The organism is Mycolicibacter kumamotonensis, from assembly GCF_002086285.1.
Lineage (GTDB): Bacteria > Actinomycetota > Actinomycetes > Mycobacteriales > Mycobacteriaceae > Mycobacterium > Mycobacterium kumamotonense.
In genome coordinates this window covers 20,765-43,576 of record NZ_MVHU01000037.1, presented here as the reverse complement: position 1 = coordinate 43,576, position 22,812 = coordinate 20,765, and the positions used below count along the sequence as shown (strand labels likewise).

The following is a 22,812-nucleotide window of genomic DNA, read 5'->3' as shown; positions in this document are numbered from 1 at the left end:
GGTAGCCTCGACACCGTGAGCCGCGCGAGCCTGGACAAAGATCCCCACGCGGTGGCATCGATGTTCGACGGCGTCGCCAAGCCGATCATCATCAACTTCCAGCGGCCGATCGCCGACAAGGCGATGGCCGAGCAGGCGGTGCACATCTCGTCGAACCCGCCGGTGCCCGGCAAGTTCTACTGGATGACCCCGAGCCAGCTGCGGTGGCGTCCGTTCAACTTCTGGCCGGCCCACACCACCGTCACCATCGACGCGGCCGGCACCAAGTCGAGCTTCCGCACCGGCGACTCCCTGGTGGCCACCGCCGACGACAAGACGCACCAGATGACGATCACCCGTGATGGCAAGGTGGAGAAGGTCTTCCCGATGTCGATGGGCATGTCGACCGGGGGGCACGAGACCCCCAATGGCACCTATTACGTGCTGGAGAAGTTCCCCACGGTGGTGATGGACTCCTCCACCTACGGGGTCCCGATCAACTCCACCTACGGCTACAAGGTGACCGTGCAGGACGCGGTCCGCATCGACAACAGCGGCGGTTTCGTGCACAGCGCCCCCTGGTCGGTCAATGACCAGGGCAAGCGCAACGTCAGCCACGGCTGCATCAACCTGAGCCCGGCCAACGCCAAGTGGTTCTACGAGAACTTCGGCAGCGGCGACCCGGTCGTAGTGAAGAACTCCGTCGGCAGCTACACCAAGAACGACGGCGCCCAAGACTGGCAGATGTAGCGGGCCGCGCCTGACGCTCGCGCCGCCTAGTTCCAGATGCGGACCCGCTGCGCGGGCTCCAGGTATAGCGCGTCGTCCGGAGTGACACCGAACGCCTCGTAGAACGCGTCGATGTTGCGGATCACGCCGTTGCAGCGGAACTCCGGCGGCGAATGCGGATCCACCGCCAGGCGCCGGATCGCCTCGGCGTCACGGGATTTGGTGCGCCATACCTGCGCCCAGCCGTAGAAGACGCGCTGCACGCCGGTCAGGCCGTCGATCACCGGCGCCTCGGCGCCGTCCAGCGACAACTGGTAGGCGAGCAGGGCGATCGACAGCCCGCCGAGGTCACCGATGTTCTCCCCGACGGTGAACGCCCCGTTGATGTGCCGGCCGGCGTCCAGCGCGCGGGGCACGTAGGCCTCGTACTGAGCGATCAACGCGGCGGTACGGGTACCGAATTCGCGGCGGTCGGCGTCGGTCCACCAGTCGATCAGGTTGCCGTCGCCGTCGTACTTGGCGCCCTGGTCGTCGAAGCCGTGGCCGATCTCATGGCCGATCACCGCACCGATCCCGCCGTAGTTGGCGGCGTCGTCGGCGTCGGGGTCGAAGAACGGCGGTTGCAGGATCGCGGCAGGGAAGACGATCTCGTTCATTCCCGGGTTGTAGTAGGCGTTGACGGTCTGCGGCGTCATGAACCATTCGTCGCGGTCCACCTCCTGGCCCAGCTTGGCCAGTTCCCGGTCGTAGTTGACCGCGTAGCCCCGCAAGAAGTTGCCGTACAGGTCGGTCCGGTCGGTGACCAGCGCCGAGTAGTCACGCCAGGTAGCCGGGTAGCCGACCTTGGCGGTGAACTTGTCCAGCTTGGCCAGCGCCCGCTGCCGGGTCTCCGGGGTCATCCAGTCCAGGCCGGTGATGCTCACCCGGTAGGCCTCCCGCAGGTTCTTCACCAACGCGTCGATGCGAGCCTTGGCGTCCGGCGGGAAATGCCGTGCGACGTACAGCCTTCCGACGGCATCGCCCATCATCGACTCCACCAGGGAGACGCCGCGCTTCCACCGGTCCCGGATCTCCTCGGTGCCCGACAGCCGGCGCCCGTAGAACTCGAAGTCCTCGGCGACCAGCGCATCGGTCAGGATCCCGGCGCGGCCGTGAATGAGCCGCCACCGCGCCCAGTCCTGCCAATCGGAGAGCTCCGCGGATTCCCACAACGCAGCGAACGCCGTCAGGTAGTCGGGTTGGCGCACAACCAGTTCGGTGGCGACGTCGGCGGGGACACCGAGGGCGCCGACCCAGCCCGGCCAGTCGAAGCCGGGCGCCTCCTCCCCAAGGCCGGCGAAGGTGCGCAGGTTGTAGCTCAGCTCGGCGTCGCGGCGCTTCACCACGTCCCAGTGCGCACCTGCCAGCGCGGTCTCCAGCGCGACGATGCGGGCCGCGACCGCGGCGTACCCGCTGGGGTCCCCGCCATAGACGAGGGCGAACATCCTGGCGATGTGGTCGGGGTAGGCGGCCAGGATCTCGGCGTGCTGCTCGTCGCGGTAGTAGGACTCGTCCGGCAGCCCGAGACCCGACTGGGTCAGGTGCAGCAGGTAACGGGTGGAGTCTTTCGAGTCGGTGTCCACATACAGGCCGACGCCGCCGCCGACCCCGGTGCGCTGGCACGCACCCAGCACCCGCGCCAGGGCGTCGCGGTCACCGGCGTGCTCGATCGCGGCCAGCTCCGCCAGCAGCGGCGCCACGCCGCGGGCCTGCACGGTCTGCTCGTCGAGGAAGCTGGCGTACAGGTCACCGATCCGGCGTTCATCGGTCCCGGCCGGTGCGCCCGATTCGGCGGCTTCGGTGAGCAGTTCGCGGACCTGGATCTCGGCCCGGTCGAACAGGGCGCGGAACGCCCCGTCGGTGGCGCGGTCCGGCGGCATCTCGTAGTCATCGAGCCAGCGGCCGTTGACATGACCGAACAAGTCGTCCTGCGGGCGGATGGCCCTGTCGAGATAGCTGAGGTCGAGGCCGGAACGCGTCGCTGGTGAGGTCATCGGTGCCCATCCTTTCACGGCGAACGGTACAGCCGTCCTGTAGCGTCACCGCCATGCCTGACGAGGAGCAGCCAGACATCTCCACCGAAGCGGATGACGGGGTCGCCGATCCCGGCGAGGCCACCGTCGAAGAGCGGCAGGACGACCAGAAACCTGCGGTCAAAAAGAAGGCCCCCGACAAGCCGGCGGCCAAGTCGTCCAAGGGCGGGATCTTCTCCGGCTATGGAGTGGTATCGGCGTTCCTCGGGCTGGTCGCGGTCGCCGCGCTGGTGTTCAGTTTGATCACCTGGAAGACGCACCGCGACGACGTCGCCGAGCGCGCCTACCGCAGCCACGTCCTGCAGACCGCGGCAAGCTGGACCAGCGTGCTGATCAACTTGAACGCCGAGAACGTCGAAAAGGGGATGGCGCGGCTGCGCGACAAGACCGTCGGCGAACTCAACACCGAATTCGACGCCGCCTTAACGCCCTACCGGGACGTGGTGCAGAAGATCCAGTCACGCAGCAGCGGTCGCATCGAGGCGGTCGCCATCGAGACGGAGCGCCACAACCTCGACGACCCGGCCGCCACCACCGAACAGGCGCCGAGCCCCGGCCGCACCGACCCGGTGATGGTGATCGCCACCTCGATCGCCGAGAACGTCGGCGGTCGCCCGCAGACCGTGCACTGGGCGCTGCACCTCGACGTCACGGACGTCGACGGCCATTTGATGATTTCCCGATTGAGGTCGATCCGATGAGCAAGCTGGGAAACCTGACGTCGCGGACGCTGTGGCGGGTACTGGCTTTCGATATCGTCGCGCCGCTAGCGGCGATCGGCGGTCTGCTGCTGGTCGGTCTGATGCTGGACTGGCAGCTGTGGTGGGTGTCGGTCTGTTCGGTGCTGATTCTGCTCATCGTCGAGGGCATGGTGGTGAACTTCCTGCTGCTGCGCCGCGACGCCGTCACGGTCGGCACCGACGACGACCGGCCGGGCCTGCGACTGGGCGTGGTCAGCCTGGCGGCCGCGGCGCTGGCCGCCGCGGCGGTGCTGGGATACCTGCGCTGGACGGAGCCCGACCAGGAACTGGAGGCCGACTCCGGTGAGGTCGTCAAGACCGCCGTCGCCATGGCCGAGGCCGCGGCGACGGTGTCGCCGGCCAACCCGGAAGCGTCGATCGAGAAGGCCGCGACCTTCATGGTCCCGGACCGGGTCAACGCGTTCAAGGAGAGCATCGGGCGGACGGCCACCGAGATGGCCAACCGCAACATCGCCGTGGACGCGCAGACACTCAGCGCCGGCGTCGAGGCGCTCGGTCCGTCCGCGGCGCGGGTCGCGGTCGTGCTGCGCAGTGTCCAGTCGGTGGCGAACCAGCAGGTGAAGCAGGCGGTAGTGCCGGTACGGGTGACACTGACCAAGCGCGGCGGCCAGTGGATGGTGCTGGAGATGTCACCGATCCACGCGCGCTGACCCGCGGCGTCAGATGACGTCGGGCGTACCTCGGGTGTGCATCTTGACGAACCGGTCGGAGAGTCGGCGCATCCGGATCATCAGCGAGGCCGGCGGACTGACCTTGCCCTCGAGGTACTCATTCAGGGTGCCGGCGGGCACCCCCACCCGCGAGCAGAACTCCTGCCGGCTCAGGCCGGACCGCTCGATCAACACCCGCACGTGGCGGGCCACCTCGGCGCGTTCGTTGGCCTCCAGGTGGGCACGAGCGCGGGTCAGCACCTCCGACAGCGCCTTGGAGATGCCGTAGGGTTCGGTGCCCTCCAGCACCTCCTCGACCTGGCGGGCGGTGCGCCCGTACGGATCGCGCTTGAGCGCCACCACGATCAGCTGCCAGGTGGCGATGTCGCCGGTCTGCAGCGCTGAGCGGATGGCGGAAGTCGGCCAGAACTCCACCGGCCGGTCGGTCGCGCCGGACCCGGAATCGGATCGTGCACCGGAGCGGGGCGGCAGCGACCCACGGCGTCGGTCCGCGGCCAACGTCACCTCGCCTCCTCCAACATCGCCACCGCAACTGCCAGGCAGCGTCCCCGGACCTGTTCCCAGTCCGTGCCGGGTCGGGGCGCACCGTCACCGGAGCCGTCGTCCGCGCGTTCGGCGGGTTCCGGGTCGGCGAGCCGACAGACCAGCTGCGTGGCCATCCATTGTCGTTCGGCTGGTTGACCAGAGTAGTACCTATCGATCCCGCCGAGTGCCTCAGCAACGGTTTCCGGGTCGAGTACCTCGGCGAGTTCGGCGAGCTCGGTGTAGTCCCGTCGGCTGTTGCGCGACATCAGCAGGTAGCCCTTGAGCCGCAGTGTCTCGGCGCAGGTGGGAATCTGCAGCCGGTCGCCGGTGGGCAGTTGGACGGCAGCGGTCTCCATCGGGCGACGCCGCGTCAATGTCGGACCCTCGAGCCCGATCTCGTTCGCCACCCACGCCTCGGTTTCCAGCGCGTCGAGCGCAATCGCGAGCCGATGCCGCCACACCGTGACCGGGTGCACCGGCCGCACCGCCTTGGGCATCGCCCGGCCGGTGCCGGCACGGGACTGCCATCCGCCGGCCAGCCGCGCCAGCGCGTGGCCCATCACGTTGCCGCCGCCGGACACCGCCGCCACGCCCACCGGCACCGCTTCGATCTTGCTGGTGGCCATCTCGGCGTGGCCGCAGCCGCGCAACGCCAGCGGGTCGCCGACGCACACGGCGTCCGGAACCAGGTTCTTGAGCCGGGCCGCCGACTTCACCACCACCCGGAGGTCGGCGCTGGGGGTGATCAGCTCGGAGATGTCGTCGGGGATCACCACGACATCGCCCAAATCCACCGTAGGAAGCGGCTTCTCGAAGTCCACCGAGGGCAGTATCCGGGCCAGCCAACGCGGCAGCCACCAGTTCCACTCGTGGAACATCGCCATCAGCGCCGGCACCAGCACCAAGCGCACCACCGTGGCATCCACCGCGATCGCCACCGCGCAGGCCACCCCGAGTTCGGCGACCAGCGGCATGCCGGCGAACGCGAACCCGATGAACACCGCGATCATGATCAGCGCGGCGCTGGTGATGGTGCGCGCACTGGTGCTGACGCCGTGCGCGACCGCGTCATGGGTGTTGCCGGACTGCAGAAAACGTTCCCGGATCCGGGTCAGCAAGAAGATCTCGTAGTCCATCGACAGGCCGAACGTCATCGCCAGCACGATCGGGGGAATGAAGCTGTCGATGGAACCGGTGGCCGCGAACCCGAGTCGCTCGAGCCACCCCCACTGGAACACCACGACCAGGCTTCCGTAGGCGGCCGCTACCGACAGCACCGTCATCACGACGCCCTTGAACGCCAGGAACACCGACTGGATCGAGATCAACAGCATCAAGAACGCGATCAGCGCCACGAACACCAGCACCAGCGGCTCGGCCGCCGCGACCCGGTCGTCGAAGTCCTTGATCAACGCCGTCGGCCCGCCGACGTCGACGCGCACCGACGGTGAACCGGCCGCCGCGGGCAGGTGTTCGCGCATCCAGTCGATCGTCTCGCGCGCGGCCATGTCCTCAGGATCGACCGACAACACCGCCGACAGCAGGCCGCTGCTGTCGTCGTTGCCGAAGACCGGCGGGGATACCGAGGCGATGTTGGGCGCCTCGGTCATCGCCTGCCGGACCGCCGCGAACGCCTGGGCGTGTTCGGGTGCCGAGGCGTGGGCGCCGGGGATGGTGACCAGCACCCGGATCGGCCCCAGCGCACCGGGACCGAGCGCTTGTGCCGCCGCGGCCACCCCGCCCCGGATCTCATGGGATGAGTCGAACTGATGCAGCATGCTGTTGCCCTGCTCCAGCGAGAGTGCCGGCGCCGCAAGCGTCAGCAGGAACCCCGCGGCCAGCAGCGCCGACACCCACGGGCGGCGCATCACCGACGCCGTCCAGCGGGTCCAGAACCGTGACTGCGCGGTCTGCGGGCTGCGGGCCCAGTGCAGCAGCGCCGAACGTTTGGCGACCGGGCGGCCGAACACCGCCAGCACCACCGGGGTGAGGCTGACCGCCGCCAGCACCGCGACCGAGACCGCCAGGATCGCCCCGGTGGCCATGGACACCAGCACCGGGGTGTTGATCAGATAGATGCCGGTCAAGGAGGCCACCACGGTCAGGCCGGACAGCACCACCGCCAGCCCGGACGTCGCCATCGCCGCGTCGACGGCCTCCTGCGGTTGGCGGCCGGCCCGCAGTTCTTCGCGGTAGCGCATCAAGATGAACAGCGAGTAGTCGATCGCCAGCGCGATCCCGAACATCGACACCGTCGAGGTGACGAACACCGACATGGCGGTGAACATCGACAGCAGGTAGACCAGCCCCATGGTGACGATCACCGTGCCGATACCGAGTGCCAGCGGGATGGCGGCGGCGGCCAGGGAGCCGAACACCGCCAGCAACACGATCAGCACGATCGGCATGTTCCACTGCTCGGCCGCCGCGATGTCCTGCTTGGTCTTCGCCGATGCCGCCGCTCCCAGCGCACCCTGCCCGATCACATACAGGTTCACCGAACCGTTCTCGATCCGGCCGGGCAGCTCGCCGTCGACCCCCAGCTTGGCCCGCAGCTTCTTGGCGACGTCGACCGCGCCGGTGTTGTTGAAGTCCACCCGCAGCGACACCACATAGGGCCGGTCGGGACGCGGCGGCGGCTGGGTGTGGTCGGGGATCACCGTCACGCTCGCCGTCTCCCCGGCGACGTGCTTCAGCAACGTCACGGCGTGCTGCATGTCCTGGAAGGTGGCGTCGGCGCGCGGGGCGGCCACCAGTGCCAGCGGGGATGCGCCTTGGTCGGGGAAGTGGTCCTCGAGTTGATACTGCACGTGCAGCGACTGTGATCCCTCGACCTCGAAGCCCCCGCCGGTGAGATGACCGGACTGGGTGGCGGCCAGGTAGAGCGCGGGGATGACAGCCAGTAGCCAACCTGTGAAGACCACCCAGCGGAATCTGCGCAGGTTGCTGCTGAAGCGCATCATGAACTGCTGGATTTCGGTTCTCCCCGCTCTCGCCCGCACTGGTGCGTGGCGTGCTGTGAGCCTACCGCAGCGAACTGTTGCGCTGGCCGTTTCTCCTCGCCTCTGAGCTGGTCTGATGCCGTCCGGGAACCGCACTGTGATCAGGCCGACGTGTGCCCGGGTGGCGACGTCGGAGGGATGCTGACAGGATGGCGCACGGACCTCTCGGAACGTGCCGGTGCTGCCGGGAGTATGCCCCTCCCTACCGAAACACCCGAGCTCCTCCGCAACGTGGCGGGACCGGCCGGATCTCGCCAGTTGTTAGGAGAATTCGTGAACATCACCCGTGCCGCCGTGCGGCGCAGCCTGTCGGGTGTCATCGCCGCCACCGCACTGGGTGGCGCGCTGACCGCCACCTTGCTGGCGGTCCCGTCCACGCCGTCGGCGACCGCGTCCAAAGACCCCTGCGTGGCCAGCGAGATCGCCCGGACGGTGGGCAAGGCCGTCACCTCGGCCGGCGACTACCTCGACTCGCACCCCGATACCAACCAGGTGCTGACCGGGGCGCTGCAGCAGCAACCCGGCCCGCAGACCCTGGCGAACCTCAAGGGCTACTTCGACGCCAACCCCAAGGTCGGGGATGACCTGGCCAAGATCACCGCGCCGGTGAAAGAGGTGAGCGACCAGTGCAAGCTGGCGGTCAACCTGCCGCAGCTGCTCGGGCTGCTGCAGGCCGCACAGGCCCAGGGCGGTCTGCCGGGTGGTGTGCCCGGCGGCCTGCCGGGGGGCCTGCCCGGCGGTGGCCTGCCGGTGAGTGGACCGCCGGCCGGCGCCGTGACCCAGCCGGTAGCGGTCCGCTAGCGGCGACGGCGTCACCGTCGGCCGCGTCATCGGTGCGGAAGACGAAGAAGAACACCACCCACCCGACGGCGCTGACGAGCAGCCAGCTGATCATCCGGTAGACCAGGACCGCGGAGATGGCGTCCGGCAGGGTCATCCCGCTCGACACCAGGCCTGGCACCAGCACCGCCTCCACGACCAGCAGTCCGCCCGGCATCAGCGGAATCGTCCCCGCGACACGGGCCGCGGCGTAGGCCACCGTCAGCCCGGCCACCGACGCCCGTCCGCCGGCGGCATAGGCCGCGCAGGCCAGGCAGGCGACGTCGGCGACCCAGTTGAACACCGACCAGCCCAATGCCGTCGACGCCGCTCGACGGCTCAGGCTGACCGATTCCAGTTGCTCCAGCAGCCGGTGCCAGGTCGCCAGGCCGGTCTCGGCCGGCCTGTCGCGCACCGAGTTGACCCGGCACAGCACCCGCCGGCCGATACCGTCGATCAACTCCGGCCGTGCCGCGACCGCCTGGCCCAACAGCAGCAGCGCGATGAGGCCGCCGAGGCTGAACAGCAGGGAGAAGGGATTGTCGCGCGCCCCGAGCAGCAAAGCCCCGCCGAGCCCCAACAGCGCCAGCCCGGCCGCCTGCAGCACCCCCGACATCACCAGCTGCCACGACGCCACCACCGGCGAAGCGCCCCAACGCCGTTGCTGCCGGTACAGGAAGGTCGTCGAGAGCACCGGGCCGCCGGGCAGCGTGGTGCTCAGCGAGTTGGCGGCGTAGAAGGCGGCCTCGGATCGCCACTGGGTGACGGTCACCCCGGCCGAGCGCAGCAGGGTGCGCTGGATCTGCGCGAAGCTGTGCATGGACGCCGCGGCCGCCAGGACCGCGCCGAACAGCCAGCGACCATCGGCGCGCCACAGGCTGCGCCAGGCGGTGGCGAGCTGATCCCACACCAGGACGACCTCGACGGTCAGCACCACCGCGAGGACACCCAGGATCACCGGGCGCACCCATCTGCGGGCGCCGGCGAGACGTTGCGGGGCCCGGGCCGGGACACCGATTACGTCGTGGGACACGAAACTAGAGGTTAGCGGCGTGGCATCGATATTCGGCTACCCGATGTGTTCCCGCTGCGGCATCGTTACGCTACCGGAATGTCAGCCAGCGCAGACGAATCCGTACATCCGACGGTGCGCAAAGCCGCGGCGTGGGCCTGGCGCCTACTGGTGTTGTTCGCCGCGGTGCTGGTGGTGCTGCTGATCGCCCGGCGGCTCGAGGTGATCGTCGTACCGGTGGCGCTGGCGATGATGATGTCGGCGTTGCTGCTGCCCGGTGTGGATTGGCTCGACGGGCGTGGTGTGCCGCGCGGCCTGGCGGTGTTCCTGCTGCTGCTGGGCGGGCTGGCGGCGCTCGCCGGGTTGCTGAGCTTCGTGGTCGACCAGTTCATCGACGGGGTGCCCGGGCTGGTCGAGCAGGTCACCCAAGTGGTCAACTCGACCCAGCGGTGGCTGACCGAAGGGCCCCTGCACCTGAGCGCCGAGCAGATCGACAGCGCCGGCGACACCGTGATCAACGGGTTGCGCAACAATCAGGCCAAGCTGACCAGCGGAGCGCTGTCGACGGCCGAAACCATCACCAAGATCTTCACCGGCGCCTTCGTCGTACTGTTCACGCTGATCTTCTTCCTGTACGGCGGACGCGGCATCTGGCAGTTCGTCGTCAAGTTCTTCCCGAGCGAGGTGCGCCAGCGGGTGCACGCAGCCGGGATCGCGGGGTTCGAGTCGCTGATCGGCTACATCCGGGCCACGTTCCTGGTGGCGCTGGTCGACGCCGTCGGAATCGGTGTCGGGCTGGCGATCATGGAGGTGCCGCTGGCGCTGCCGCTGGCCTCCCTGGTGTTTCTGGGAGCCTTCGTCCCCCTGGTCGGTGCGGTGCTCACCGGGTTGTTGGCGGTGCTGGTCGCGCTGATCGCCAAGGGCTGGATCTATGCGCTGGTGACCCTGGGTTTGATCGTCGCGGTCAACCAACTCGAAGCCCATGTGCTGCAGCCCTTGGTGATGGGTCGCGCGGTGTCGATCCACCCACTGGCGGTGGTGCTGGGCATCTCCACCGGAGGAATCCTGGCGGGAATCGTGGGCGCGCTGCTGGCGGTCCCGACGATCGCCTTCATCGACCGGGCGGTGCGGGTCCTGGTCGATTCGGCCGATCCCGGCTTGTCGGACTCCGGCCTGATTGAAGCCGAACCTGACAAGGTCGACGAGGTCAGTACCGGCCCTCCCGACGCAGCAACTCCGCCGCGCTGACTCCGCCGGTGGCGCCGCGGCGCTGGGGGTTGTCGTCGATCTTGCCGCCTTTGTCGTCGCCGGGAGCGGTGAGCTTCTCGGTCGGCGGGTTGTCCGGGTCGGTGGCGTTTCCTTGGGAACCCGGAACCGGGATGGCCGTGGTGGGGGCGTTCTCGACGCCCTCGGCGTTTGTCGCGGGCTTGGGCAGCGATCGCGTCCGCTCGTCGGCCGGCGGTGACGCGGGGGCGTCCGGGGCGTCGCGCCAGCCCCGCGGGCGCGACGACGATGCGTCACGCCCACTGCGCAGTTCGCCGAGCCAGGACTCGATCTCGCGTTCCGGGACGGCCGCCTCGTTGCCGGGTGCCTCCACCCGCTCGGTCACCGCCTCGGCCGCCGAGAACCGGGTGGTGGGCGGCTCGTCGGGCCCGGTGTTGATCCGGTTGGTCCGGGCGCCCGACGGGTTGCCGGTCACCGGACGGGTCGGCAACTGTTCGACCGGCCGCGGGCGGGCCTGGACGGATCCGCCCGGGGCGGGGTGCGTGGGGTCGAGCGCGGGGCGCGGGGCGGCGGCGCCGACCGGTGCCGGCGTGGCCGTCGCGGCCGCGAAGCGGCGGGTCACCTTCCGCCGTTCGTCGGGCAGCCGGATCTCGCCCAGCCCGATCCGGTTCTGCAATCGCTTCATCCAGCGCGGAGCCCACCAGCAGTCGTCGCCGAGCAGTTTCATCACCGACGGCACCAGGAACATCCGGACCACGGTGGCATCCAGCAGCAGGGCAGCCATCAGGCCGAACGCCAGGTACTTCATCATCACCAGGTCGGAGAACACGAACGATGCCGCGACCACCGCCAGGATCAAGGCGGCCGCGGTGATAAGCCGGCCGGTGGTGGCCGTGCCGATCCGGATCGCCTCGGTGGTCGACATCCCGGATTCGCGTGCCTCCACCATCCGGGAGACCAGGAACACCTCGTAGTCGGTGGCCAGACCCCAGCCCACGGCGACCACCAGCGCGATCACCACCACCATCAGCGGGGTGGGCGTGAAGTTCAACAGCCCGGCGCCGTGCCCGTCGACGAACATCCAGGTCAAGATGCCCATCGTCGAGCCGATGGTCAGTGCGCTCATCACCGCCGCCTTCAACGGCAGCACCAGTGACCCGAACGCCAAGAACATCAGCAAGGTGGTGGTGGTCAGCAGAATCACCAGCATCAGTGGACCCTTGTCGACCATCGCGTGGATGCTGTCCTGCTCGAGCGCCGGGGTGCCGCCGACCAACACGTCCAAGCCTTTGGGCGTGCTGATGGAGCGCAGCGCCTTGATTTTCTGCGCGGCGTCGTTGCGTTCGATCAGGCCGTTCTCGATCACTCGCACCGAGGGATCCTTGGACGCCCCAGGCAGGTAGGGACGCTCCTTCCACATCTCGGCCGGATCGTCGTCGGGGACTACGAACCCGCTGACCGACATCGCCCGGTTGCGAATGTCGGCGACCTGCTGATCGGTGACCGGCTTGTCGGCGGTGCTCTTGATCACCAGCGTCAGCTTCTCGGTACGGAAGCCGGGGAAGATCTGGTCGAAGTGCTCCTGGGCCACCCGGGCGGTGTTGTCCGGCGGCAGATACTTCTCGCTCATCCCGCCGAATGACAGCTTCCCCAGCGGGATGATCAACAGGATCATCGCGATCACGATCGGGATCGCGAACGCCAGCGGCCGCTTCATCACGAAGTTGACCAGCTTGCCCCAGAAGCCGGCCTCGACCTCTTCGCGGGTCTTGGTCTTCTGCGTCTTCTCGGCGAACCAGCCGATGACCCGGTTGGACAACTCCCAGTCCCGCAGGAACGGGATGCGGTACAGGGTGCGCACCCCGAGCGCGTCCACGTTGTTGCCCAGCACGCCGAGAATGGCCGGCAGCAGGGTGATGGACAGCAGCGCGGCCAGACCCACCGAGGCGAAGAACGCGTAGGTCAGCGAGTGCACGAAACCCTGGGGCAGGGCCAGCAGACTGGCGCACGAGACGATGATCAGTACCGCCGAGAACACCACCGTGCGTCCGGCCGTCATCACCGAACGCCGGACCGCCGCCTCGGTGTCGTAGCCCTCGGCGATCTCCTCCCGGAACCGGCTCACCACGAACAGCCCGTAGTCGATCGCGATACCGAGGCCGATCAGCGAGACCACCGGTTGGGCGAAGAAATGCACCGGTCCGAAGTGGGTGGTGAGCTGCAGGATCCCCGTCGCCCCGGCGATGCTCAGACCACCGACGATGACCGGCAGACTGGCGGCGATCACCCCGCCGAACACGAAGAACAGCACGATCGCCACCAGCGGCAGCGCCAGTACCTCCATCCGCTGCTGGTCGCTGGCGATGGTGCCGGTCAGCGCGTTGGCGATCGGTTGTAGGCCGCCCAGTTCGACCTTGCCGCCGTCGAGTTTCTGCAGATCCGGTTCGGCGGCCTGGTAGTTCTTGAGAATGGTGTCGTCGTCGTCGCCCTTGAGCTGGATCGAGGCGAACGCATGCTTCTTGTCCGGGTCGGCCATGTTGGCCAGCGCTTCGGGATTGGTGAAGTAGCCGACCCAGCTCAGGATCTCGTCGGGGTGGTCCGCTTTGACCTTGTTCAGACCCTCTTTGATTCCGTCGAACCACCGCTTGTCATCGACGGTCTCGCCCTTGGGGGCGGTGAAGACCGCCACCACATGGCTGGTGCGGTCCCGGCCGTAGACCTCGTCGCCGAGGACCGACGCCTGCACCGACTGGCTGCCGTCGTCGTAGAAACCGCTCTGGGTGACGTGGTCGCCCAGGCTCATGCCGTAGACCCCACCGCCCAAGCAGAGCGCCACCATCACGCCGATTACGATGAACCGGTAGCGGTATACAGTTCGACCCCACCAGGCGAACACCTATACGCTCCTCACTAAAATCACCAAAGTCTGTTGAGACATCATTCGACCCGCGCGCCCCTTGTCAGGTTCTCCAGTTGTCACTCGCGCGAGGCCAGCAGTGAGCTCAGCGGCCGGAACGGCTGCAACCACGCCCCTTGCTCCGGCAGCGAATCCAGGCTGATCCGCGGCAGCCGCTCCCGGAACACACCAGGAATGTCTTCCAGGTCGACAAACTCCAAGGTATCCGAGGCTAGCGCCCAGCTGGCATGTTCGCGAAATCCGAGCACTGAGACGGCGATGCCGAGCCCGGCGAGCTCTTCCAGTGGTTCTCGGAACGCCTGGCCGTCGGCGGAAGCCACCGCCAGCGCAGCGAGTCCCTGCTCCTTCCGCAACGCGATGTGTTCCAGCATGTCGGAGTCGACATCACTGTCCTCGTCGATCTTCGGTTTGGCAAAGACCGCGAAACCCACGTTACGCAACGCTTCCACCCACGGCCGGACGACGTCTGCGCTGCCCGGCGCGATATTGGTGAATACCGTGGCCTCGGGTTCGACCGGCCACTGCGGGTGGCTCGCCGAGATCTCGGCGGTGCGGTTCAGCAGCCAGCGGCCGAGGGCGTCGAACCGGGGCCGCTCCACCCCGGTCGGACGCCGCCCCAGGATGGCACCCAGGCCCATGTCCAGATTCGGGGCATCCCACACCAGCAGCACCCGGCGGACCGGGGGCCCCTGCACGAGCGCATCGTCGACGACGCCCATCGACGGGCCGGGGACCTCGGCCACGGTGTCGCTCACAGCGGTTTCTCCCAGATCAGCTCGGAGATCGCACTGCCCGCGTTGCGGCCCTTGGCTTCGTACTTGGTGGTGGGCCGGTCGACCGAGATGGGTAATCCAGCGCCGGTGGCAGGGTCCGTCACCCGGCGCAGGGCGGGCTCGCCGTCGCCGGACTCGGCGATCTGTTCGGCGTATCCGGCGTGGTCGGTCGCCGCGTGCAACACCCCGCCGGGCCGCAGCCGATCCGCGATCAGGGCCATGGTGGACGGCTGCAGCAGCCGCCGCTTGTGGTGGCGGGCCTTGGGCCACGGGTCAGGGAAGAACACCCGGACTCCGGTCAGCGACTGCGGCGCGATCAGGTAGGTCAGCACGTCGAGGCCGTCGCCGCGCAACAGCCGGATGTTGCTCAGCTGTTCGCGTTCGATCGCGCAGAGCAGCTGCGCCAGCCCGCGCTCGTAGACCTCGACGGCGATGACGTCCAGATCCGGCTCGGCGCGGGCCATCGCCACCGTCGAGGTACCGGCTCCGCAACCGATCTCCAGCACCACCGGGGCGGCGCGGCCGAACCAGCGGCCCGGGTCCAGCGGCTCGGGGGCCTCGGGCCCCTCCGGCACCACCACGTCGGCGCCGAGCTGCGGCCAGAGCCGCTCCCAGGTCCGGCGCTGGCCGGCCGAGAGCGCGGAGTGCCGATAGCGGACATGGGAGTTTCGGGCGCGCCGTGGAACCGGCGCTTCGATACCGGCGACGTCTGATCGCGTCTCGACGTCGCGCTGCGCATGCATGCAGTCCATGGTGGCCCATGGACTGCTGAGTACCCACGGCGCGGTCCACATTGATACCCAACAGTTGCCTACCTCGGTGTCGAAGCGCAGTGGTGACTCGCATCCCGAGAGCGCAGCTGACACCATGGCCTCGAAGGTGCGGGCCGATTGGGCGATGCGGGAGGCATGGTCGTGATACAGGGGCACCAGCTCTTCGCCGACGAGCTGACCCGGCTGGCCGGCGAGATCTCCGACCCGGGGCTGTCGTCGATCGCCGCGGACGTCGGTGCGCCGCTGCAGGTTGCGGTACACGGCCGGCGCGGAGTGGGCCGGCGCACCGTTGCGGCAGCGCTGGCCGCCGCCGGGGTGTGCGTCGCCGATCGGCCCGGCGCACCGGCCGACGCCGTGGTGTACGTGGTCGCCGAAGCGGTCAAGCCGGAGGACACCGCCGCGGTGCGGGCGGCACGACCCCGGCCGGTGCTGGTGGTGCTGAACAAGGCGGATCTGGCCGGGCACTGCGGCGTCACCGCCGTCGCGGCCGCCACCGGGGCGCCGGCCGAATCGATGTCGGCGCTGTTCGCGCTGGCGGCACTGGGTCGGCTCGACGGGGGGTTGTGGGCGGCGCTGCGCGGAGTCGCTGCGCGGCCCGCCGACGTCAGCTGCGCCGAACGGTTCGCCGAGTGCCCGCACGGTGTGCCGCGGTCGGTGCGCCGGCGGCTGTGCGACACCGTCGACCTGTCCGGGATCGAGCGGCTGCTCGAGCTGGCGCGGCGGGGCGGCACCGTGACGCAGGCCCGGACGACGCTGCGCCGGCTCAGCGGCGTCGACGGCCTCGTCGCGCGCCTGGCCGGGCTGGGCGCGGGGGTGCGTCACCGGCGGATCTCGGAGGCGGTGGCCCGGTTGGAGGCGCTGGCGGTCGGCCGGGATTTCGCGGGCCGCGTCGATGAGTTCTTGACCTGCGAGGCGACGGTGGCGGCCCGAATGGCCGCGGCGGAGGCCGCGGTCGGTGAGCTACGGCCGCCGGGCGAACCGGTGCTGCGGCGCGCGTGCCGGTGGCAGACCTACCGCCGTGGACCGGTGGGCATCGCCGAGCGTGCCTGCGCCGGCGACATCACCCGCGGATCGTTGCGGGCGTGGGCGGCGACGCGGAGCCGCTCATGACCGCCCCGGACGGCACCGAAGAGACCCGCGGCGCCCGCGGCACCGACGAGATCACCGACCCCGATCCGACCACCGCGGTGGACGCGCTGGTGGCCGAGATCGCTCCCGGGGTGCGCCCGCCTGCGGTGCGGCGCTGCGACGCCATCATGGTGACCGGCCCCTGGCTGGCCGGGGTCAGCGCGGTGGCGTCGGCACTGGCCGACCGGCTGCCGCAGTGGCGCGTGGTGGAAGCCACCGACCTGACGCCGGGCGAGGTGCCCTCGGCGGTGGTGTTCGTGGTGTCGGCGGCTGCGGCGCTGACCGACTCGGACTGCGTGCTGCTCGATGCCGCGGCCGCCCACACCGATGTGGTGATCGGCGTGGTGTCCAAGATCGACGTGCACCGCCAGTGGCGGGAGATGCAGCAAGCCGCCCGCGAGACCCTCGCCGACTACGCGCCGCGCTACCGCGACGTGGCGTGGGTGGGGACGGCCGCGGCACCCGAGTGGGGCGACCCGCGGGTGGACGACCTGGTCGCCGAACTGACCAAACAGCTCGGCGATGCTGACGTAGCAAGGCGAAACAGGCTGCGGTCCTGGGAGTTTCAGCTGCGCACCGACGCCGACCGGATCGACCGCGACGCCCGCGCGGAGGGGCGGCGCGCCCGGGTGGCGCTGCTGCAGGAGCAACGCGACGAGGTGGTGCGGCAGCGGCGGATGTCGAAATCAGAGCGGGTGATCGCGTTGCGCAGCCGCATCGCGCAGGCCAGGGTGCAGCTTTCCCACTTCACCCGCAAGCGCTGCTCCTCGGTGCGCGGCGAACTCGCCGAGGACGCCACGGGCATGACCCGGCGTAGGTTGCCCGAGTTCGAGGCCTACGTGCGGAGTCGGCTGGAAGAGGTGGTGGCGGAGGTCGACGAGGGCGTCTCCGAGCACCTGGCCGACGTGGCCCAGGAGCTGGGTCTGTCCGGGGATGTGGCGGCGACGACCCCACCGGCCCCGCAGGTCGAATCCGCGGCTCCGGTGTTGACCTCCCGGCGGCTGGAGACCCAGCTGATGACGCTGCTCGGCGTCGGGTTCGGCCTTGGGGTGGCGTTGACGCTGAGTCGGGTGTTCGCCCACCTGGCCCCGGGCCTGACCGCGGCCGGTGCGGCGCTGTGCGTCGTCGTCGGGGTGGCCGTCACGGTGTGGGTGGTCCGCATCCGCGGGCTGTTGCGCGACCGGGCGGTGCTCGACCGCTGGGTGGGAGAGGCCACCGCCGGGTTGCGTTCGGCGCTGCAGGAGATGGTGGCCCTGCGGGTGGTGGCCGCCGAGTCGGCACTGACCGCCGAACTCGCCGAGCGCAACGAAACCGAGGCGACGCGGGCCGCGGACCGGATCGCCGCGCTCGACCGGGAACTGCGCGAGCACGCCGCCGCGAGCGCCCGGGCCGCGGCGGTGCGGGACCGGCAGTTGCCGACGCTGCAGCGGGCGCTGGCGGCGGTGCGGTCCGAACTGGGCGCGCCGGATGACCCGGGCGGTTCAGCGAGGCTCGACGCAGACCGCTCAGACGGCCGCTGACTAGCCGGTTCTACGCCCGCTTCGCTGCGCGCTGCTACCCGCGGTAATCTCTTATCTAATGAAGGTATAAGAGGTGGACTGCGTCGCACATCAGCGGCAACGCCACAAAGTGACACGGGTTACAACAGGAGAGTTCAATGACCTCAGCGACCATCCCCGGTCTGGACACCGCACCGACTAAACACCGCGGGTTGCTGGCCTGGGTTCAAGAGGTCGCCGAGCTCACCCAGCCGGACCGCGTGGAGTGGTCCGAAGGCACCGACGCCGAGTGGGACCGGCTGATGGCCGAACTGGTGGAGGCCGGAACCGCGGTCAAACTCGACGACGCGAAGAAGCCCAACTCCTACCTGGCGCTCTCCGACCCCGCCGATGTGGCCCGGGTCGAGTCCAGGACCTTCATCTGCACCCGCACCAAAGAGGGCGCCGGCCCCACCAACAACTGGATGGACCCCGACGAGATGCGGGCCACCATGACCGAGCTGTACCGGGGTTGCATGCGTGGTCGCACGATGTATGTGGTGCCGTTCTGCATGGGACCGCTGGGTGCTGAGGACCCGAAGCTCGGCGTGGAGATCACCGACTCGGCCTACGTGGTGGCCTCGATGAAGATCATGACCCGGATGGGCACCGCGGCGCTGGAGAAGCTCGGCACCGAGGGCGCCTTCGTCAAGGGCCTGCACTCGGTGGGCGCACCGCTGGCCGCGGGCCAGCAGGACGTGCCGTGGCCGTGCAATGAGGAGAAGTACATCACCCACTTCCCGGAGACCCGGGAGATCTGGAGCTACGGCTCCGGCTACGGCGGCAACGCGCTGCTGGGCAAGAAGTGCTACGCGCTGCGGATCGCCTCGGCGATGGCCCACGACGAGGGCTGGCTGGCCGAGCACATGCTGATCCTCAAGTTGATCTCGCCGGAGAACAAGGCCTACTACATCGCGGCCGCCTTCCCGTCGGCCTGCGGCAAGACCAACCTGGCGATGATCCAGCCGACGATCCCGGGCTGGCGCGCGGAGACGCTCGGCGACGACATCGCCTGGATGCGGTTCGGCAAGGACGGCCGGCTCTACGCGGTCAACCCGGAGGCCGGCTTCTTCGGGGTGGCGCCGGGCACCTCCTCCAGCTCCAATCCGAACGCGATGAAGACCGTCGAGGCCGGCAACACCATCTACACCAACGTCGCCCGCACCGACGACAACGACATCTGGTGGGAGGGCATCGACGGCGAGACCCCGGAGCACCTCACCGACTGGAAGGGCAACGACTGGACGCCGGAGTCGGGTACCCCTGCCGCGCACCCGAACTCGCGGTACTGCACCCCGATGTCGCAGTGCCCGATCCTGGCCCCCGAGTGGGACGACCCGGCCGGTGTGCCGATCTCGGCGATCCTGTTCGGTGCGCGTCGCAAGACCACCGTTCCGCTGGTGAGCGAGGCCCGCGACTGGCAGCACGGTGTGTTCATCGGCGCCACAATGGGTTCCGAGCAGACCGCCGCCGCCGAGGGCACAGTGGGCAAGGTCCGTCGGGACCCGATGGCGATGCTGCCGTTCATCGGCTACAGCGCCGGCCACTACATGCAGCACTGGATCGACATCGGCAAGAACTCCGACGAGTCCAAGCTGCCGAAGGTGTTCTTCGTCAACTGGTTCCGCCGCGGTGAGGACGGCCGCTTCCTGTGGCCGGGCTTCGGCGAGAACAGCCGGGTGCTCAAGTGGATCATCGACCGGGTCGAGGGCAAGGGCTTCGGTGAGTCCACGCCGATCGGCACCGTGCCGCACGCCTCGGATCTGGAGCTGGCCGGGCTGGACGTCGACCCCGCCGATGTGGAGCAGGCGCTGGCCGTCGACGCCGACGAGTGGCGTGCCGAGTTGCCGCTGATCGAGGAGTGGTTCGAGTTCATCGGCGACCAGCTGCCCACCGGCCTGCGCGACGAGTTCGACGCCCTCAAGCAGCGTCTGGGCTAGCCTTTCCCACCACCACCACCACCGGCGAGCGTGCGTGTTTGCACACAACACACCGGGTTTTGCTGTACAACTGCGCACGCCGGCCGGCATGCGCTGTCACCCGCAGCGGCCCACGGGTCCGGTGCATGCCTGGTCCAGGTGGTGCCCGCGCGGCTCGACCACAGGGCCGAAGCCGACCACTTGACACCCGTCAAGTTTGACGGCGGTACAGTCTGCGCATGCAGATCCGCGAGCATGTCGGCGCCGACAAGCCGGCCATCATTTTGCACCCGTCCGGCACCGTCGTCACCTTCGATGACCTCGAGGCGCGCGCCAACCGGCTGGCGCATTATTTCCGCCGCGCCGGGCTGGTGGAGGGTGACACCGTCGCGATCCTCATGGAGAACAACGAGCACATTCATGCGGTCATGTGGGCGGCGCGGCGCAGCGGCCTGTACTACGTCCCGATCAACACCCACCTGACCGCCGCTGAGGCCGCCTACATCATCGACAACAGCTCCGCCAAGGGGATCATCGCTTCAGCGGCACTGCGCAAGACGTGTGAGAACCTGGCCGAGCATCTGCCACAAGGCCTTCCCGACCTGCTGCTGATGGCAGATGACGATCTGCCCGGCTGGCAGCGTTACCCGGAATGCGTCGCCGATCAACCGGCTACACCCATCGACGATGAGATCGAGGGTGACCTGCTGCAGTACTCGTCGGGAACCACCGGACGCCCCAAGGGGATCAAGCGGGCGTTGCCGCATCTGCCGCCGGCCGAGGCACCCGGCCTGATGACGATGCTGGTGTCGGTGTGGATGACCCCCGACTCGGTCTATCTGAGCCCGGCGCCGCTGTATCACACCGCCCCGTCGGTGTGGTCGATGACCGCGCAGGCGGCCGGCATCACCACCGTGGTGCTGGAGAAGTTCGACGCGGAAGGCTGCCTCGACGCTATCCAGCGCTACCGGGTCACCCACGCCCAGTTCGTGCCCGCTCACTTCACCAGAATGTTGAAACTTCCTGCGGCGGCGCGGGATTCGTACGATGTCTCCAGCCTGCAGCGGGTGATGCACGCGGCGGCGCCGTGTCCGGTGGAGATCAAGAAGCAGATGATCGACTGGTGGGGGCCGATCGTCGACGAATACTACGCCTCCTCCGAGGCGCACGGCTCGACGTTGATCAGCGCCGAGGATTGGCTGACCCACCCCGGCTCGGTCGGCAAACCGATCGTGGGTGCGGTGCACATCGTCGACGAGAACGGCAACGAGCTGCCCGCCGGCGAAGCCGGGGAGATCTACTTCGAGGGCGGCAACACCTTCGAATACCTCAATGACCCGGACAAGACGGCGAATTCACGCGACAGCCGCGGATGGGCCACCGTCGGCGACGTCGGCTACCTCGATGAGGAGGGATATCTCTACCTCACCGACCGTCGGCACCACATGATCATCTCGGGCGGCGTGAACATCTACCCGCAGGAAGCCGAGAACATGTTGATCACCCACCCGAAGGTGATGGACGCGGCGGTGTTCGGCATCCCGGACGATGAGATGGGACAGAGCGTCAAAGCTGTGGTGCAGACCGTCGATCCGGCCGACGCCACCGACGCCTTCGCGGACGAGTTGTTGGCGTGGCTGCGGGAACGGTTGGCGCACTACAAGTGTCCGCGGTCGATCTCCTTCGAGGCGCAACTGCCGCGCACCGACACCGGCAAGCTCTACAAGAACGAACTGATGACGAAATACTCCGTGTGATCACGTGCGGTAGCGCAGCCACAGCGGCAGGGCACCGTCGAGCATCTCGATGAACTTGTACAAGCCGACCCGGTACTCGCCGGATCCCAATGGGTTGATCCGGTATTCCGGGAAGGCGATGCCGATTCCGAACAGCCCGGGCGCCAGAATCCCGTTGCTGGCGTCGTAATTCAGTGGGCCCCACTGAGGTGTCGCCGGAAGGCGCCGGCGCTCGAAACCGACGGTATAGACGACGTGGCTGCACTCCTGGAGGCGTTCACTGAACTCGGGGCTGTTCACCAAGCACCTGTCCAGGCGGCTCGGGTAGGTCCCGTCGATGTTCTCGCGAGCCCACAAGGCGGCCTGTCCCTTGAGCCCGGTGTCGTCGAACAGTATCCAATCCTTCAGGTATACAGCGTATTTGAGTGGGCTCCGATAGAAATTGATCACCTTCCGCACCGGGGTCTCCAGAAGATTCGGAAGGGCGATCATCGACGAGTGCGACGAGCCGAACACGGCGACGGTCGCCCCATCGAGGGAGAGCAGCGCGAGTCTGCCGGGATCGAGCGCGGCTTCGATCGGGATCTCATTGAGGCCGGAGTAACTGAGTTTCCTGGGAACCGAGCCGACGGCCAGCACCACGTTCTTCGACGTGATGTCCGCCAGCCCGGTGCGCACCGTCCACCGCCGGTCCCGCAGCCAGAGTTCGGTGGCCGTCGTCGGCAGCGCGGTGACCTGGTCGCGGAGCCGGCTCGCGACCCAGACCAGGGGATCGGCCACCATCCGCAGCGGGCACGTCTGCTCCGGATCGAGGGTCGTCAGTTCGAACGGGGGCGCCTGCCGGAAACGAAACGACGCCGAGGCGTTCAGGTAGTCGACAAACAGACCGGCTCGGGTGTTGCTGGAAACGGCCCGCCACTTGGCTCCGAGGTCACCGGCGCCGAATTCCGGGTCGATCCACGCGATCTCCTTGCCGGCGACGCCATGGTCGAGTAGCCGGCCCACCGCGGCGATACCGGCCGGGCCCGCTCCGACCACAGCCCAGGAATAGCTGCCCATACCGCGATGGTTCCACCGAGCCGACTCCCACCGGTAGGACGCGGCGCTGAAGCCGGCCACCCTGCCGGCGCGCGCCTGAACGGCGGCCTTCCCCGGATACTTTTCCTGGGCCAACGACCGCTAATAGGCCCAAATCGACGCTTTTGGAAAACGTATGTTCGCCTAGATGGACATT

At 68.7% G+C, this 22,812-nt stretch carries 16 protein-coding genes and 1 pseudogene; 9 read left to right on the top strand and 8 right to left on the bottom strand.

What is annotated here, in order from left to right; genetic code table 11:
• Positions 1-729 (top strand): L,D-transpeptidase (locus BST28_RS19390; RefSeq protein WP_234808335.1); only part of this gene is annotated, 729 nt, incomplete at its 5' end.
• A gap of 26 nt (positions 730-755) precedes the next feature.
• On the opposite strand, the gene BST28_RS19385 is transcribed toward BST28_RS19390, so the two are convergent.
• On the bottom strand, positions 756-2,741 hold the full coding sequence (locus tag BST28_RS19385) for a M13 family metallopeptidase (RefSeq protein ID WP_065289148.1): 1,986 nt from the start codon (positions 2,739-2,741) through the stop codon (positions 756-758).
• 53 nt (positions 2,742-2,794) lie between these two features.
• Here BST28_RS19385 and BST28_RS19380 point away from each other — a divergent pair, with 53 nt between their 5' ends.
• Positions 2,795-3,481, top strand: coding sequence for a hypothetical protein (locus BST28_RS19380; protein ID WP_065289147.1), 687 nt, complete (start codon positions 2,795-2,797; stop codon positions 3,479-3,481).
• The gene (locus BST28_RS19375; RefSeq protein WP_065289146.1) at positions 3,478-4,191 is read left to right on the top strand and encodes a hypothetical protein; all 714 of its coding nucleotides are present in this window, start codon (positions 3,478-3,480) and stop codon (positions 4,189-4,191) included. The genes BST28_RS19380 and BST28_RS19375 overlap by 4 nt, the downstream gene beginning before the upstream one ends.
• Before the next feature lie 9 nt (positions 4,192-4,200).
• Here BST28_RS19375 and BST28_RS19370 read toward each other — a convergent pair whose 3' ends face one another.
• Together BST28_RS19370 and BST28_RS19365 are read right to left on the bottom strand one after the other, a co-directional pair.
• Positions 4,201-4,716, bottom strand: coding sequence for a helix-turn-helix domain-containing protein (locus BST28_RS19370; protein WP_019738946.1), 516 nt, complete (start codon positions 4,714-4,716; stop codon positions 4,201-4,203).
• Entirely contained in the window at positions 4,713-7,700 is a 2,988-nt protein-coding gene (locus BST28_RS19365) for an MMPL family transporter (protein WP_065289145.1), read from the bottom strand. Before BST28_RS19365 ends, BST28_RS19370 begins: the two co-directional genes overlap by 4 nt.
• A 177-nt stretch (positions 7,701-7,877) precedes the next feature.
• Here BST28_RS19365 and BST28_RS19360 point away from each other — a divergent pair.
• Positions 7,878-8,360, top strand: a pseudogene (locus tag BST28_RS19360) (hemophore-related protein); the annotation flags it as partial.
• A gap of 19 nt (positions 8,361-8,379) precedes the next feature.
• On the opposite strand, the gene BST28_RS19355 reads toward BST28_RS19360, so the two are convergent.
• A complete protein-coding gene (locus BST28_RS19355) occupies positions 8,380-9,591 on the bottom strand; it encodes a lysylphosphatidylglycerol synthase transmembrane domain-containing protein (RefSeq protein ID WP_065289144.1) in 1,212 nt (403 codons plus the stop codon).
• Positions 9,592-9,669: 78 nt separating this feature from the next.
• Here BST28_RS19355 and BST28_RS19350 point away from each other — a divergent pair, with 78 nt between their 5' ends.
• Positions 9,670-10,818 (top strand): AI-2E family transporter, encoded by a 1,149-nt coding sequence (locus BST28_RS19350; RefSeq protein WP_043337165.1) that lies wholly within the window; start codon positions 9,670-9,672, stop codon positions 10,816-10,818.
• On the opposite strand, the gene mmpL3 is transcribed toward BST28_RS19350, so the two are convergent.
• The 3 genes from mmpL3 to trmB all read right to left on the bottom strand — a co-directional run bounded on the left by mmpL3 (position 10,778) and on the right by trmB (position 15,227).
• Positions 10,778-13,690 carry a trehalose monomycolate exporter MmpL3 gene (mmpL3, locus tag BST28_RS19345; protein WP_083082430.1) on the bottom strand — a complete coding sequence of 971 codons (2,913 nt, stop codon included), beginning with the start codon at positions 13,688-13,690 and terminating at the stop codon, positions 10,778-10,780. The two genes, BST28_RS19350 and mmpL3, sit on opposite strands and share 41 nt — an antisense overlap.
• A gap of 80 nt (positions 13,691-13,770) precedes the next feature.
• A complete protein-coding gene (locus BST28_RS19340) occupies positions 13,771-14,430 on the bottom strand; it encodes an NYN domain-containing protein (protein ID WP_043337930.1) in 660 nt (219 codons plus the stop codon).
• Positions 14,431-14,462: 32 nt separating this feature from the next.
• On the bottom strand, positions 14,463-15,227 hold the full coding sequence (gene trmB, locus BST28_RS19335; protein WP_083082435.1) for a tRNA (guanosine(46)-N7)-methyltransferase TrmB: 765 nt from the start codon (positions 15,225-15,227) through the stop codon (positions 14,463-14,465).
• 171 nt (positions 15,228-15,398) lie between these two features.
• Here trmB and BST28_RS19330 point away from each other — a divergent pair, with 171 nt between their 5' ends.
• The 4 genes from BST28_RS19330 to fadD4 all read left to right on the top strand — a co-directional run bounded on the left by BST28_RS19330 (position 15,399) and on the right by fadD4 (position 21,599).
• On the top strand, positions 15,399-16,367 hold the full coding sequence (locus BST28_RS19330) for a hypothetical protein (protein ID WP_420093448.1): 969 nt from the start codon (positions 15,399-15,401) through the stop codon (positions 16,365-16,367).
• The gene (locus tag BST28_RS19325; protein ID WP_234808334.1) at positions 16,364-17,905 is read left to right on the top strand and encodes a coiled-coil domain-containing protein; all 1,542 of its coding nucleotides are present in this window, start codon (positions 16,364-16,366) and stop codon (positions 17,903-17,905) included. Before BST28_RS19330 ends, BST28_RS19325 begins: the two co-directional genes overlap by 4 nt.
• Before the next feature lie 137 nt (positions 17,906-18,042).
• On the top strand, positions 18,043-19,863 hold the full coding sequence (locus tag BST28_RS19320; RefSeq protein WP_083082428.1) for a phosphoenolpyruvate carboxykinase (GTP): 1,821 nt from the start codon (positions 18,043-18,045) through the stop codon (positions 19,861-19,863).
• A gap of 218 nt (positions 19,864-20,081) precedes the next feature.
• The gene (fadD4, locus tag BST28_RS19315; RefSeq protein WP_083082427.1) at positions 20,082-21,599 is read left to right on the top strand and encodes a fatty-acid--CoA ligase FadD4; all 1,518 of its coding nucleotides are present in this window, start codon (positions 20,082-20,084) and stop codon (positions 21,597-21,599) included.
• Here the strand turns inward: fadD4 and BST28_RS19310 are convergent, their stop codons facing one another.
• Positions 21,600-22,637, bottom strand: a complete 1,038-nt coding sequence (locus BST28_RS19310; protein WP_083082433.1) for an FAD-dependent oxidoreductase — start codon at positions 22,635-22,637, stop codon at positions 21,600-21,602.
• Positions 22,638-22,812 lie beyond the last annotated feature (175 nt).